At 58.9% G+C, this 13,878-nt stretch carries 12 protein-coding genes and 1 pseudogene; 6 read left to right on the top strand and 7 right to left on the bottom strand.

Annotated features, from left to right (window positions below; all coding sequences use genetic code 11):
• Nucleotides 1-123: 123 nt before the first annotated feature.
• Both parC and ACJ69_RS20580 read right to left on the bottom strand, forming a co-directional pair.
• Complete coding sequence (gene parC, locus ACJ69_RS20585; protein WP_059347662.1) at nt 124-2,382, bottom strand: DNA topoisomerase IV subunit A; 2,259 nt, start codon at nt 2,380-2,382, stop codon at nt 124-126.
• Nucleotides 2,383-2,500: 118 nt separating this feature from the next.
• Nucleotides 2,501-2,908, bottom strand: coding sequence for a YgiW/YdeI family stress tolerance OB fold protein (locus ACJ69_RS20580; RefSeq protein WP_054829947.1), 408 nt, complete (start codon nt 2,906-2,908; stop codon nt 2,501-2,503).
• Nucleotides 2,909-3,047: 139 nt separating this feature from the next.
• Here ACJ69_RS20580 and qseB point away from each other — a divergent pair, with 139 nt between their 5' ends.
• The 5 genes from qseB (at nt 3,048) to lysM (ending at nt 6,667) form a co-directional block, all read left to right on the top strand.
• Entirely contained in the window at nt 3,048-3,707 is a 660-nt protein-coding gene (gene qseB / locus ACJ69_RS20575) for a quorum sensing response regulator transcription factor QseB (RefSeq protein WP_059347660.1), read from the top strand.
• Nucleotides 3,704-5,053, top strand: coding sequence for a quorum sensing histidine kinase QseC (gene qseC / locus ACJ69_RS20570; RefSeq protein WP_059347658.1), 1,350 nt, complete (start codon nt 3,704-3,706; stop codon nt 5,051-5,053). The genes qseB and qseC overlap by 4 nt, the downstream gene beginning before the upstream one ends.
• Before the next feature lie 104 nt (nt 5,054-5,157).
• The gene (locus ACJ69_RS20565; protein ID WP_059347656.1) at nt 5,158-5,739 is read left to right on the top strand and encodes an NAD(P)H-dependent oxidoreductase; all 582 of its coding nucleotides are present in this window, start codon (nt 5,158-5,160) and stop codon (nt 5,737-5,739) included.
• A 31-nt stretch (nt 5,740-5,770) separates the two neighbouring features.
• Nucleotides 5,771-6,085 (top strand): putative quinol monooxygenase, encoded by a 315-nt coding sequence (locus tag ACJ69_RS20560; RefSeq protein ID WP_023309193.1) that lies wholly within the window; start codon nt 5,771-5,773, stop codon nt 6,083-6,085.
• A 141-nt stretch (nt 6,086-6,226) separates the two neighbouring features.
• Nucleotides 6,227-6,667: a peptidoglycan-binding protein LysM gene (gene lysM / locus ACJ69_RS20555; protein WP_023309194.1), complete on the top strand. Its 441-nt coding sequence runs from the start codon at nt 6,227-6,229 to the stop codon at nt 6,665-6,667.
• A 17-nt stretch (nt 6,668-6,684) separates the two neighbouring features.
• Here lysM and ACJ69_RS20550 read toward each other — a convergent pair.
• From ACJ69_RS20550 to ACJ69_RS20530, 5 genes and pseudogenes are all read right to left on the bottom strand, one after another.
• Nucleotides 6,685-7,517, bottom strand: a pseudogene (locus ACJ69_RS20550) (MurR/RpiR family transcriptional regulator).
• Entirely contained in the window at nt 7,514-8,464 is a 951-nt protein-coding gene (locus tag ACJ69_RS20545) for an iron-siderophore ABC transporter substrate-binding protein (RefSeq protein ID WP_059347654.1), read from the bottom strand. The pseudogene ACJ69_RS20550 and the gene ACJ69_RS20545 overlap by 4 nt, the downstream one beginning before the upstream one ends.
• Nucleotides 8,465-8,473: 9 nt before the next feature.
• Complete coding sequence (locus ACJ69_RS20540; protein WP_059347652.1) at nt 8,474-9,514, bottom strand: FecCD family ABC transporter permease; 1,041 nt, start codon at nt 9,512-9,514, stop codon at nt 8,474-8,476.
• The gene (locus ACJ69_RS20535) at nt 9,511-10,494 is read right to left on the bottom strand and encodes a FecCD family ABC transporter permease (RefSeq protein ID WP_059347649.1); all 984 of its coding nucleotides are present in this window, start codon (nt 10,492-10,494) and stop codon (nt 9,511-9,513) included. The genes ACJ69_RS20540 and ACJ69_RS20535 overlap by 4 nt, the downstream gene beginning before the upstream one ends.
• Nucleotides 10,491-11,303: an ABC transporter ATP-binding protein gene (locus ACJ69_RS20530; protein ID WP_059347859.1), complete on the bottom strand. Its 813-nt coding sequence runs from the start codon at nt 11,301-11,303 to the stop codon at nt 10,491-10,493. Before ACJ69_RS20530 ends, ACJ69_RS20535 begins: the two co-directional genes overlap by 4 nt.
• Nucleotides 11,304-11,688: 385 nt before the next feature.
• Here ACJ69_RS20530 and ACJ69_RS20525 point away from each other — a divergent pair, with 385 nt between their 5' ends.
• On the top strand, nt 11,689-13,830 hold the full coding sequence (locus tag ACJ69_RS20525) for a TonB-dependent siderophore receptor (protein ID WP_059347647.1): 2,142 nt from the start codon (nt 11,689-11,691) through the stop codon (nt 13,828-13,830).
• Nucleotides 13,831-13,878 lie beyond the last annotated feature (48 nt).

Raw genomic sequence — 13,878 nt, 5'->3', positions numbered from 1 at the left:
CCTGTGGCCAGGTAAGGACTTTATTACGAGCGCGTATTGTTAATCGCAACGCACGAATTAACAACGATTTTACGGGAAATTTTATTGAAACTCCCCCTCCGGGCAGAGGGGGATATCACGACATTACTCTTCGCTGTCACCCGCGGTGCTGCGTGCAGGAGAGTCAATCTCCACGCGGTCGATGCGCTGCAGGCCGCGCATCAGCGAGCCGCGGCGACCGCGCTCACCCACCACTTTCTGCAGCTCTTCCGGACGAAGCTTGATCTTACGCTTGCCGACGTGAATGGTCAGCGTGCTCTGCGGCGGCAGGAGGAAGAGGTGCGCCAGGCCATCTTCGCCTTTCGCGGCTTCCGCCGACGGGATGTTGATGATCTTGTTGCCCTTGCCTTTAGACAGCTCCGGCAGATCGCTGACCGGGAACATCAGCATACGTCCGGCGGTAGTGATCGCCAGCAGCATGTCGCTTTCGTTCTCAATCACCAGCGGCGCCATCACGTGGGCGTTGTCCGGCAGGCTTATCAGCGCCTTACCGGCACGGTTACGGGAGACCAGGTCGTTAAAGGTACAGATAAAGCCGTAGCCCGCATCGGACGCCAGCAGCAGCTTCTGGTCATCGGCTTCCATCAGCATATGGTCAACCGTCGCCCCCGGCGGCAGCGTCAGCTTGCCGGTGAGCGGCTCGCCCTGCCCGCGCGCGGAAGGCAGCGTGATCGGGTCGATGGCGTAGCTGCGGCCGGTGGAGTCGATAAACGCCACCGGCTGGTTGCTCTTGCCTTTCACCGCCGCTTTGAAGCTGTCGCCCGCTTTGTAGCTCAGGCCCGGCGCGTCGATATCGTGGCCTTTGGCGCTGCGCACCCAGCCGCTCTGCGACAGAACAATGGTGACCGGCTCGGACGGCTGCATGTCGTGCTCGTTCATCGCCTTCGCTTCTTCGCGCTCGTGCAGCGGAGAACGACGGTCGTCGCCGAAGGCGTCGGCATCGGCCTGCAGCTCTTTCTTCAGCAGGGTGTTCATCTTGCGCTCGGACGCGAGGATCGCCTGCAGCTGATCGCGCTCTTTTTCCAGCTCGTTCTGCTCGCCGCGGATCTTCATCTCTTCCAGTTTGGCGAGATGGCGCAGCTTCAGTTCGAGGATCGCTTCGGCCTGGGTTTCGCTGATGCCAAAGCGCGACATCAGCGCCGGCTTCGGCTCGTCCTCGGTACGGATGATCTCAATCACTTCATCGATATTGAGGAACGCCACCAGCAAACCTTCAAGGATATGAAGGCGCTTAAGCACTTTCTCCAGACGATGGTTCAGACGACGACGGACAGTATCGCGGCGGAAGGTCAGCCATTCGGTGAGGATCTCCAGCAGGTTTTTCACCGCCGGGCGTCCGTCGAGGCCAATCATGTTCAGGTTGACGCGGTAGCTTTTTTCCAGATCGGTGGTGGCGAACAGGTGGTTCATCACCTGCTCCATGTCCACGCGGTTGGAACGTGGCACGATCACCAGGCGGGTCGGGTTCTCGTGATCCGATTCGTCGCGCAGGTCGTCCACCATCGGCAGCTTTTTATTGCGCATCTGGGAGGCGATCTGCTCCAGCACTTTGGCACCGGAAACCTGATGCGGCAGCGCGGTGATCACCACGGCGCCGTCCTCTTTATTCCACACCGCGCGCATGCGCACGGAGCCGCGACCGTTCTGGTAGATTTTGCGGATTTCCGCGCGCGAGGTGATGATCTCGGCTTCGGTCGGGAAATCTGGCCCCTGCACGATATCCAGCAGCTCGTCGAGCGTCGCTTTCGGCTGCTCGATGAGGGTAATGGCGGCTTTCGCCACTTCACGCAGGTTGTGCGGCGGAATGTCCGTCGCCATACCGACCGCGATACCGGTGGTACCGTTCAGCAGGATGTTCGGCAGACGCGCAGGCAGCATCTTCGGCTCCTGCATCGTACCGTCGAAGTTTGGCACCCAGTCAACGGTTCCCTGACCCAGCTCGCCCAGCAGCACTTCGGCATATTTAGAGAGACGGGATTCGGTATAACGCATCGCCGCGAAGGATTTCGGATCGTCCGGCGCACCCCAGTTCCCCTGCCCGTCCACCAGCGGGTAGCGGTAAGAGAACGGCTGCGCCATCAGCACCATCGCTTCATAACAGGCGCTGTCGCCGTGCGGATGGTATTTACCCAGTACGTCACCGACGGTACGGGCGGATTTCTTAAACTTGGCGGTGGCGTTCAGCCCCAGTTCGGACATCGCATAGACGATGCGGCGCTGAACGGGCTTCAGGCCATCCCCGATAAACGGCAACGCCCTGTCCATGATGACGTACATGGAGTAGTTCAGGTAGGCGTTTTCCGTGAATTCATGTAGCGCGAGGCGCTCTGCCATATCGCTCATTACGTGTGATTCCTCAACTCAGAAACCGAAGGGTTTCAGGCAATATTGCCGCAGATACTACCTCATCTGATGAATTGAGTCACAAAGAAAAAGGGCCGCACAGGCGGCCCTTTTCGGGTTATTTGTTCAGCTTAATAACCTGCTTCACGTCGATTTCAAACCCGTTCCAGTCTTTATCGACTTTACCCTGCAGTTCAACTTTATCCTGCGGAGTGACGGTCACGCCGTTCCAGCGCTTGTGGTCAATCTCAACTACGACCGTGCCGGACTCATCGCGGAAGGTGTAGCGGTCATCGGACAGGCGCTCGGTGATGTTCCCGCGCAGCTTCACCCAGGCATCGTCCTTCAGGTCTTTCACTTTTGCCGCGGTGGTGAGGTTAGCGTTGTTATCGACAAAACCGCCCTGCTGAGTTTGCGTCTGGGTCTGTGTCTGTGTGGCCGATGGGCCAGTAAAACCGCCCTGAGCAGCAAAGACCGGCGCGGTGGTCATCATCATGATGGCAGCAATTGCAGCGAATTTTTTCATCTTCATCTCTCCCTTTAATGTCGTTTCGCAATCCATTTAACAGGATAATCCTTAACAACTTCTTAAGGGAAAAATTTAATTATTATTGCTGTACAGCAGGCGCTTACAGAGGGTTTACTGACGGCATCAAGGGGGGAACATGCGCATTTTACTGGTAGAAGACGACAGGTTAATCGGCGACGGTATCAAGGCGGGGTTAAGCAAAATGGGCTTTAGCGTGGACTGGTTTACCGACGGAAAAACCGGTCAGGCCGCGCTTTCTTCTGCTCCCTATGATGCCGTGGTGCTGGATCTGACGCTGCCGGAAATTGACGGTCTGGAGATCCTGCGCGCGTGGCGCGAAAGCGGGCGCAGCGAGCCGGTATTAATTCTGACGGCGCGGGATGCGCTGAACCAGCGCGTCGAGGGGCTGCGTCTGGGCGCGGATGATTATCTCTGTAAGCCGTTCGCGCTCATAGAAGTGGGTGCCCGCCTCGAGGCGCTGGTCCGCCGCAGCCACGGCCAGGCGCGTAGCGAACTGCGTCACGGGAAGGTCACGCTCGATCCGACCCGTCTCGTCGCCACGCTGAACGGTGAGCCGCTGACGCTCAAGCCGAAAGAGTTCGCGCTGCTGGAGCTGTTAATGCGTAACGCCGGTCGGGTGCTGCCGCGAAAGATGATCGAGGAAAAACTCTATACCTGGGACGACGACGTCTCCAGCAATGCCATCGAGGTTCACGTCCATCATCTGCGCCGCAAGCTTGGGAGCGAGTTTATCCGCACCGTGCACGGCATCGGCTACACCCTGGGTGACGCATGAAGCTGACGCAACGCCTTAGCCTGAAGCTGCGCCTGACGCTTCTCTTCCTGCTGCTCTCTCTGACGGCCTGGTTTGCCGCCAGCGTGGTCGCCTGGCAGCAGACGACCCACAAGCTCGACAAGCTGTTCGATACCCAGCAGATGCTGTTTGCTAAACGGCTGCTGACGATGGATCTGGACGAGATCCGCGCTCCCGAACGCATGCGTGACATCCCTAAAAAAGTGAAGCACGGTCGTCTGGACGACGACGCGCTGGCTTTCGCCATTTACGCCGTCGACGGCAAAATGCTCCTCAACGACGGTGAAAACGGACGCGATATTCCGTACCACTATCGCCGCGACGGGTTCGATAACGGGCAGCTGCAGGGCGACAACGACGAGTGGCGTTTTTTATGGCTGACCTCACCCGACGGGAAGTACCGCGTGGTGGTCGGCCAGGAGTGGGAGTACCGCCAGGAGATGGCGCTGGACGTGGTCAGCTCGCAGCTGACCCCCTGGCTGGTGGCGCTACCTGTAATGCTGCTGTTGCTGATCCTGCTGTTGAGCCGTGAACTGAAGCCGCTGAAAAAGCTGGCGCAGACCCTGCGCTCCCGCTCGCCGGATGCTACCGATAAACTGCCGACGGAAGGGGTACCCACAGAGGTGCGTCCCCTGCTCGACGCGCTGAATCATCTCTTCGCGCGCACCCAGGAGATGATGACCCGCGAGCGCCGCTTTACGTCCGATGCCGCCCACGAGCTGCGCAGCCCGCTGGCGGCACTGAAGGTGCAAACTGACGTGGCGCAGCTGTATCAGGACGATCCCGAGGCGCAGTCCAAAGCCCTTTCGCAGCTACATGCGGGTATCGACCGCGCCTCCCGGCTGGTGGATCAACTCCTCACGCTGTCGCGCCTGGATTCACTGGATAACCTTGACGATGTCGAACCGATTATCCTGGCCGACTTACTGCAGTCGGCCGTGCTGGATATCTGGCATCCGGCGCAGCAGGCGGGCATTGATATTCGCCTGAACATCCATGCACCAGAGGTTACACGCACGGGCCAGCAGCTGCTCCTGAGCCTGCTGGTGCGCAACCTGCTGGATAACGCGATTCGCTACAGCCCGCGCGGCAGTACGGTGGACGTGACGCTGGACGCGCGTGGCTTTACCGTGCGCGACAACGGCCCCGGCATTTCACCGGACGCGCTGGCGCGCATCGGCGAGCGCTTTTATCGTCCGCCGGGTCAGGATGCGACGGGCAGCGGGCTGGGGTTATCCATTGTAAAACGCATCGCCGCTCTGCACGGGATGCGCGTTTCGCTGAGCAATGCGCCTGAAGGCGGTTTTGAAGTGAAGGTCAGCTGGTAGGGATTATTGCGTTTAACGCAAAAGACTTTGCACATTTTGCTCATTTTACCGCACCGTCCTCGCGCGTAGAATACTCGCCATACTCTCATCATCGAGGACAAATAATGAGCAACATTCTGATTATCAACGGTGCAAAAGAATTTGCGCACTCTAAAGGCCAGCTGAATGACACCCTGACCGAGGTCGCGGACGGTTTCCTGCGCGACGCCGGGCATGATGTTAAGGTCGTGCGTGCAGACAGCAATTATGACGTGAAGGCCGAAGTGCAGAACTTCCTGTGGGCTGACGTAGTGATCTGGCAGATGCCAGGCTGGTGGATGGGCGCGCCGTGGACCGTAAAAAAATACATGGACGACGTGTTCACCGAAGGTCACGGTTCGCTGTATGCCAGCGATGGCCGCACCCGCTCTGACGCCTCCAAAAAATACGGCTCGGGCGGCCTGATTCAGGGCAAAAAATATATGCTCTCGCTGACCTGGAACGCCCCGCTGGAAGCCTTCACCGATAAAGATCAGTTCTTCGAAGGCGTGGGCGTCGACGGCGCGTACCTGCCGTTACACAAGGCTAACCAGTTCCTGGGCATGGATCCGCTGCCGACCTTTATCGTCAACGACGTGATTAAAATGCCTGACGTCCCGAGCTATATCGCAGAATATCGCAAGCATCTCGCGGAAATTTTTGCTTAACTGGTAGCCTGGAATTAAAGGAGTAGTAAACATGCTTACCGTAATCGCAGAAATCCGTACTCGTCCAGGTCAACATCACCGTCAGGCGGTGCTGGATCAGTTCGTGAAAATTATCCCGACCGTACTGAAAGAAGAAGGCTGCCACGGCTACGCGCCGATGGTGGATGCCGCCACTGACGCCAGCTTCCAGGCGACCGCGCCAGACTCAATCATCATGGTTGAGCAGTGGGAAACCGTCGCGCACCTTGAAGCGCACCTGCAGACCCCGCACATGAAAGCGTGGAGCGACGCGGTGAAGGGTGACGTGCTGGAAACCCACATCCGCATTCTGGAGCAAGGGGTTTAAGTTTCCCCTCATCCCGCCCTCTCCCACAGGGAGAGGGAGAACAGACTCAGGCCCGGTGAGCGTCAGCGCTACCGGGTTTTTTATCAGCTTAAAACTCAACTGCTATGCTTATTCTGACTTCATGATTAACAGGAGGATGGAATGGGTCTTTTTAACTTCGTGAAAGAAGCAGGCGAAAAGCTATGGGATAACCTGACCGATCATAAAGGCCAGAGTGACAAAATCACCGAGCATCTCAAAAAACTCAATATTCCCGGTTCAGATAAGGTTCAGGTTAACGTTACCGACGGCAAAGCCAGCGTGACGGGTGACGGGCTGACCCAGGAGCAGAAAGAAAAAATCCAGGTCGCCGTCGGGAACATCGCGGGCGTCAGCGAGGTGGAGAACAACATCACCGCGACAGATGCCAAAGATGAAGCCACCTACTACACGGTGAAATCCGGCGATACCCTGAGCGCTATCTCCAAAACCGTGTACGGCGATGCCAACAAGTACAATAAGATTTTTGAGGCTAACCGCCCGATGCTCTCCAGCCCGGATAAAATCTATCCTGGCCAGACGCTGCGTATTCCTAAAGCGTGATCCGCGAGCCGGGGAAATCAGCTGCTTTTCTTCCCCGGTTTTAACCCACGATGTAACTCGTTGATGCGCTTCATCGACTTGATAGTGCGCTGCGGCTCGGTGGAGGCCACGGATAAAATAATCATTTCCAGACACAGCAGCACCGTGCCGTGGAGCGGGATTTTGCCTTTTTCGCCGCCGCGCGGAACGTGGATCACCACGCTGGCCTCCTTGCTGAAGCGTGAGTCTAGGGCGTTGGTCAGCAGGATGGTGGGAATGCCCAGACGTTTTGCTTCACGCAGCGTGGTTTGCCCCTCCCGGTGCGCGGATTTCTGCGCCATCATCACCAGCACGTCGCCGCGCTGAAGCGCAATCAGCTGCTCGGCAAGCCCTATCCCGGTACGGTTAAGCGGCGTGGCGGGTAACCCCATACGACTGAAAAGCCTGGCGGTGTACTCGGCCAGAATGCCGGAGGCGCCATCGCGTAGCGGTTGTGGGGCTCGGATAACACCTCGCAGGTGTGTTGATGCCCCTCCAGCACGAAATCAATGCTCGCGTTGACGTCGCTGGCGAGCGTATTCACCGTGGTGGACATCTTTTCGCTGGAGGTGACCACCGGACCAAACCACTGCTCCAGCGTTTGCTTGAGATCGCGCAGCCCGGCGAAACCCAGCGCCTGAATGGCGCGGACCACCGTGGCATCTGAGGTTTTCAACAGCGTCGCGATCTCCATTGCGGTCTGTTCCATCACCGCTTCGCGGTTGTCATGAATATAGCGTGCAACCTGCAGCAGACGCGGCGTCAGCTGATGCGCACGCGCGCGAAAGCGGTCGCCATAGACATCCACGCGCCCTTTCTCTTTGCGGATCACCGTGACGCCTCCGGCAGCGGACGCCCGGCAATCTGCGACTGTACCTGCGCGGCCATCAGCCCTAACGAGGCGTACGAATTCGAGATGGCCTCTTCACGCGAGATCAGCACGTAGTGCCCGGTTCGGCAGGCATTCATGAACTGACACCAGCCCGGCATGACCGCATCCATCGCCGCCAGCTCGTCCTGCGGTTTCCCGCCCGTATCCCCGCGCCAGGTGGCGAAGACGAAATCGGCATCCAGCTCCGGCAGGCGCTCGGCGCTGACGTCGATGCGCCCTCCTTCCGGGATGCTCTCAATCAGCGGCGGGAAGGTGAACCCGGCGTCGCGCAGCACGCGGCCCAGCGAGTGGTAGCTGTGCATGGCGTTAATCTTTCCCTGATTCGCCTGAATCACGGACACGGTCACCTTGCGGGTATCAATAGTCGCCTTCAGCGCCTTAATCTGCTCCTGATAGCGCCGCTCCAGAACCTTAAGCCGCGCCTGCGTTCCCGTCAGCTGAGCCAGCTTGCGGTAGATCTCCGGCGCGCCGCCGTCGAGATGATCGATGCTCACCGTCGGGGCAATTTTCGCCAGCTGTTCCACCGGGGTGTTGCGGGTCGGCTCGGTAATAATGAGGTCAGGCTTTGCGGCGGCGATGGCTTCAATGTCGATATCGGCCGTGCCGATAAATTTAATGTCGGAATTATCGAAGTCGACGCCGGTCAACATGCCGCTGGAGCGCAGAAAGTGGCTGCCGTCCGGCCGCGTGCGGCCATGGCTTGCCACCGGCGGTACGCCAAGCTCAATCAGCGGAATGGTGATATCCAGATCGTGTAAAGAGACAATCCGTTTCGGATGAACCGGCACCACCACTTTTCGGTTCAGATCGTCAGTAAACGTCTGCGTCGGCTCCGCCGCACCCACCGCGAACCCCACCAGCAACAGCATCGAAAATAGTACGCGCATCCTAGTCCCCTAAAATCTGTCCCGACGCTGCCAGAGCAGCAGCAGGAAAAACGGTCCGCCAATCAATGAAATCACAATTCCCGCCGGCAGCTGCAGCGGGAGGAATGCCAGACGTCCGACGTTATCCGCCAGCAGCACCAGCAGCGCGCCCAGCACGGCGCTTCCCGTCAGGAGCGCGGTTTGCCCACCGCGCAGCAGCAGGCGCGCCATATGCGGGGCAATCAACCCCACGAAACCTATACTGCCCACGCAGGAAACGCAGGCCGCCGTCAGCACCACCGGGGCGAGAACCCGCAGCAGCGCCAGCCGGGTTGTGCGTACGCCAAGGCCCGTAGCGGCCTGATTGCCGAGCAACGCCACGTCCGCGGCCCGCGCGGTAAACAGCAGCAGCGCAAACGCGGGGGCCGCCCAGAGAGCGGCCAACCCCACCAGCATCCAGTTGGCCGCATGCAGGCTTCCCGCCAGCCACAGCATCGCCGTCTGCACGTCGCGCACGTCCGCCGTGGTCATAAAGACGCCCATTGCCGCGGCAAAGGCCCATGAAACGCCGATGCCGATCAGGATGAATCGCGGGCGCGAGATATCGCGCGCCAGGCCGATAACTAACAGCGCGGTAAGCAGCCCGCCGGCCATGCCGACCAGCGGACGCCAGGCCAGGCCCAGCGCCGGGAACTGAAAAATCAGCAGCAGTACCGCCGCGCTACAGCCCTCCTTCACGCCGATAAGCCCGGGGTCAGCCAGGCCATTGCGGGTGATGGACTGCATTGCCGCCCCCGCCATGCCGAGCATCGCGCCGCACAGCACCGCCATCAGCAGGCGCGGCAGGCGGATATCCATCACAATGTAGCGCGTCTCCGCCGTCAGACTCTCAGGAGAAAACAGCGCGCGCCCGATGGCGGAGGTGGGAACAGGCAGAGAACCGTGCGTCAGGCCAAAGCCCAGCAGGCTTAGCGCCACCAGCGCTAAAAGGGTCAGGCACGCCAGCGCCCGCGGGCGAACCAGCGTCGATACACGGCCAATACGGATCGCGCAGAATCCGGCCCGGTTCATTTGAACATCCTCGATGCCATAAAGATGAACACGGGCGCGCCGACCAGGGCCGTCATAATGCCGGCTGCCAGCTCCCAGGGCGTAAAAAGCGTGCGGGCGGCGATATCCGCCAGCAGCAGAACCAGCGCGCCACACAGGGCAGACAGCGGCACCATCACGCGTAAATCGACCGACACCAGACGACGAATGAGCTGCGGCACGACCAGGCCGATAAAGCCAATCGGCCCGGCAATTGAGACGGCCGCACCGCAGAGCAGCGCGATGGCCAGCAGGGTGAGCAGTCGTGTTTTCAGCAGCGACACGCCAAGCCCCTGCGCCATTCGGTCTCCCAGCGCCAGCATGTTGAGCGAGGGCGACAGCCCGATGGCGAGAACAAAACCGGCTGCTGCAGCCCAAAGGGCGCTCCGGAGCGTCTGCACGTTGATCCCGGCCAGGTCCCCTGCCAGCCATGTGCGCATGGCGAGCAGCGTCTGTTCATCGAGAATTAACACCGCTGCGGTAATCGACGAGGCAAACGCCGACATCGCCACGCCGCACAGCGTGACCTTCATCGGCGTAAGCCCGGTGCGACCGGACGAGGAGAACATCAGCACCAGCAAAAACAGCGCGGCGGCACCGGCGGCGGCAACGAGCGGGCGGCCAAACGGCAGCGACAGCCCAAGCGCGCTGGTAATCACTACCGCCAGCGCGGCCCCGGCGTTGAGCCCCAGAATATGCGGCTCGCCGAGCGGGTTGCGGATCACGGACTGCAGCAGCACGCCCGCCACGCCGAGGGCGGCGCCCGTCACCATCGCGGCGCAGAGGCGCAGCAGTCTTAATTTGATAATGACGTTATGGTCGAAATTGCGCGGATCGAAATGGAAGAATGCCTCCACCACCGTCTGCGGGGGGATGAAGCGTGCGCCGATACCCAGGTGCATAATCGCGCCCAGCGCCAGCAGCAATGCGAAGATCGGGAAGGCCAGAGAGGAGCGCATCATGGCTGAACGGTGCTCTGGCGAAACGGCATAAAGAACGGCTTGCCGGTCAACGGGTTTATGGACATATGCACGTCGACATCAAACACCGCTTTGATCAGCTCCGGCGTGCAGGCATCGCCCTCATGCAATACGCCTTCAACTTTTCCCTGGCGTAAAAAGACCAGCGAATCGCCGTAGTTCACGGCAAAGTTGAGATCGTGCAGCACCACCACCACGGTACGTCCGTGCTGGCGGGTCAGGGTGTGCAGCAGTTCCAGGATCTCCACCTGATAGCGGAGATCGAGAAACGTCGTGGGCTCGTCAAGCAGGATATACGGCGTTTGCTGCGCCAGCGCCATGGCGATCCAGCAGCGCTGACGCTGGCCGCCGGACAAGCTTTCCACCGGAATATGAGCAAACTCCGCCGTGCCGGTCAGGCGCAGGGCCTCTTCCACCGCCAGCTCGTCCTCGTCGCTCCACTGGCGCATAAAGTTCTGCCAGGGAAAACGCCCGCGCGAGACCAGCTCAAAGACGGTCAAGCCTTCCGGGAGCAGCGGAGACTGCGGCAGGATACCCAGCTTGCGGGCGACGGCTTTGGTCGGCTGCTCGTGGATCGCCTTGCCGTCGAGAATTGCCGCGCCGCCAAGCGGCTGAAGCAAACGCGCAATGGTGCTCAGCAGCGTGGATTTTCCGCAGCCGTTCGCCCCTACCAGCACCGTCATTTTCTGCTGAGGGATGGCAAGGGAGATATCATCAACGATGATTTTTTTCTGATAGCCCGCAGAGAGGTTCTCCAGAACCAGTCCCGGTTTTTTTGTGTTGTGTGCCACGTGGATGCCAACGTAATAAAAAGCGCAACAAATATAAATAAAAATCATTCTCTTTTGAGAGTTTGACGCTGCGCCATGTAGTAGTCAAGAGAAGAAACACCCTGATAAAACCAGGGATAAGCCTGAGGGGAAATGAACAAGAAATGACTTTCAAAATCATTTAATTCAATAAGTTAATCATTATCCCGCTGCGCTTATACTCCCGGTTTTACGCTGTAGCCGTTTTTTTCTTTTTTCCATTTACTACTACATTCCCGCATGGTTGAATGATTCTCAATTACATGTCCGATGCTCGCCGTGGCTAACGGACAGACCGTAAAGGGCAATGACTCACATATTTTTCCGCGAAACGTCATTCGCGGGATATTTCGGGATAACAGATGTAATGGCTACGTTCACACCTTCACTCTCTGGGGTAAAAGAGCGCGCGCTCTTTTCACTGCTGTTTATGGCGCCGCTGGTGCAGGCAGCAGATAACACCGCGGCTACAGACGGCGAAACGCTTACCGTCACCGCCGATCCAAATACGACGGCGGAGGCAACGAATGGCTATCAGCCGTTGAATACCTCCACCGCGACGTTAACCAACATGCCGATGCTGGACATCCCGCAGGTGGTCAATACCGTCAGCGACAAAGTGCTGGAAGATCAGCATGCCACCACGCTGGATGAAGCGCTCTATAACGTCAGCAACGTGGTGCAGACCAACACCCTGGGCGGTACGCAGGATGCCTTCGTGCGCCGCGGGTTTGGCGCGAACCGCGACGGCTCGATCATGACCAACGGCCTGCGCACCGTGCTGCCGCGCAGCTTTAATGCCGCAACCGAGCGCGTGGAGGTGCTGAAAGGCCCGGCCTCCACGCTCTATGGCATTCTCGATCCGGGCGGCCTGATTAACGTCGTCACCAAACGCCCGGAGAAAACCTTCGGCGGTTCCCTTTCCGCTACCTCTTCCAGCTTTGGCGGCGGCACCGGACAGATCGATGTTACCGGCCCGATTGACGGCACGCGCCTGGCGTATCGCCTGACGGGCGAATATCAGGACGAGGATTACTGGCGTAATTTCGGCACCGAACGCAGCACCTTTATCGCTCCGTCGCTCACCTGGTTCGGCGACGATGCCACCGTGACCGTGCTCTATTCGCATCGCGACTATAAAACGCCGTTCGATCGCGGAACTATTTTCGATCTCAACACTAAAAAAGCCGTCGACGTCGATCGCAAAACCCGCTTCGACGAACCGTTTAACGTGACCGACGGCCAGTCCGATCTCGCTCAGCTCAACGCGGAGTATCGCCTCAACAGCCATTGGACCGCGAAGTTCGACTACAGCTACAGCCAGGATAAATACAGCGATAACCAAGCCCGCGTGATGGCCTATGATTCAAAAACCGGCAACCTGACCCGCCGCGTGGATGCTACCCAGGGCTCGACCCAGCGTATGCACACTACGCGCGCGGATCTGCAGGGGAACGTGGACATCGCGGGCTTTTACAATGAGATCCTGACCGGCGTGTCGTATGAGAATTACGATCTGCTGCGTACGGACATGATCCGCTGTAAGAACGTTAAGGATTTCAATATTTACAACCCGAGCTACGGCAGCCTCGGCAAGTGCACCACCGTCTCGGCATCCGACAGCGATCAAACCATCAAGCAGGAGAGCTACTCCGCCTACGCGCAGGACGCGCTGTACCTGACCGATAAGTGGATCGCCGTCGCCGGAATGCGCTATCAGTATTACACCCAGTACGCGGGGAAAGGACGTCCGTTTAACGTGAACACCGACAGCCGTGACGACCAATGGACGCCAAAGCTGGGTCTTGTTTATAAGCTCACCCCGGCGGTCTCGCTTTTTGCCAACTATTCCCAGACGTTTATGCCGCAGTCGTCCATTGCGAGCTACATTGGCGACCTGCCGCCGGAAACGTCAAACGCGTATGAAATAGGCGCTAAGTTTGACCTGTTCGACGGCATTACCGCCAATATTGCGCTGTTTGATATCCACAAGCGCAACGTGCTTTACACCGAAAGCATTGGTGATGAAACCGTCGCCAAAACCGCGGGCCGCGTGCGCTCGCAGGGCGTGGAAGTGGATCTTGCCGGGTCATTGACCGAGAACACCAACATTATCGCCAGCTACGGCTATACCGACGCGAAGGTGCTGGAAGACCCGGACTATGCGGGCAAACCGCTGCCGAACGTGCCGCGCCATACCGGCTCCCTGTTCCTGACCTACGATATTCACAATGCGATTGCCGGGAATACGCTGACGCTGGGCGGCGGCGGGCACGGCGTAAGCCGTCGTTCCGCAACCAACGGTGCGGATTATTATCTGCCGGGCTATTTCGTGGCGGATGCGTTTGCGGCGTACAAGATGAAGCTACAGTATCCGGTGACGCTGCAGGTGAACGTGAAAAACCTGTTTGATAAGACCTACTACACGTCGTCCATTGCGACCAACAACCTGGGCAACCAAATCGGCGATCCGCGCGAAGTGCAGTTTACGGTGAAGATGGAGTTTTGACGTAAAAAAGCCCGGTGGCGCTAGCGCTTACCGGGCCTACGATCCATT

Source organism: Enterobacter asburiae, assembly GCF_001521715.1.
Lineage (GTDB): Bacteria > Pseudomonadota > Gammaproteobacteria > Enterobacterales > Enterobacteriaceae > Enterobacter > Enterobacter asburiae.
This window is presented reverse-complemented; position numbering and strand designations above follow the sequence as displayed.

Bases quoted from the DNA above. Each gene is read 5' to 3' on its own strand.
- ACJ69_RS20545 (WP_059347654.1), bottom strand. From the start codon at position 8,464: ATGCGCGTACTATTTTCGATGCTGTTGCTGGTGGGGTTCGCGGTGGGT.
- lysM (WP_023309194.1), top strand. From the start codon at position 6,227: ATGGGTCTTTTTAACTTCGTGAAAGAAGCAGGCGAAAAGCTATGGGAT.
- ACJ69_RS20525 (WP_059347647.1), top strand. From the start codon at position 11,689: ATGGCTACGTTCACACCTTCACTCTCTGGGGTAAAAGAGCGCGCGCTC.
- qseC (WP_059347658.1), top strand. From the start codon at position 3,704: ATGAAGCTGACGCAACGCCTTAGCCTGAAGCTGCGCCTGACGCTTCTC.
- ACJ69_RS20560 (WP_023309193.1), top strand. From the start codon at position 5,771: ATGCTTACCGTAATCGCAGAAATCCGTACTCGTCCAGGTCAACATCAC.
- qseB (WP_059347660.1), top strand. From the start codon at position 3,048: ATGCGCATTTTACTGGTAGAAGACGACAGGTTAATCGGCGACGGTATC.
- ACJ69_RS20580 (WP_054829947.1), bottom strand. From the start codon at position 2,908: ATGAAAAAATTCGCTGCAATTGCTGCCATCATGATGATGACCACCGCG.
- parC (WP_059347662.1), bottom strand. From the start codon at position 2,382: ATGAGCGATATGGCAGAGCGCCTCGCGCTACATGAATTCACGGAAAAC.
- ACJ69_RS20540 (WP_059347652.1), bottom strand. From the start codon at position 9,514: ATGAACCGGGCCGGATTCTGCGCGATCCGTATTGGCCGTGTATCGACG.
- ACJ69_RS20535 (WP_059347649.1), bottom strand. From the start codon at position 10,494: ATGATGCGCTCCTCTCTGGCCTTCCCGATCTTCGCATTGCTGCTGGCG.
- ACJ69_RS20565 (WP_059347656.1), top strand. From the start codon at position 5,158: ATGAGCAACATTCTGATTATCAACGGTGCAAAAGAATTTGCGCACTCT.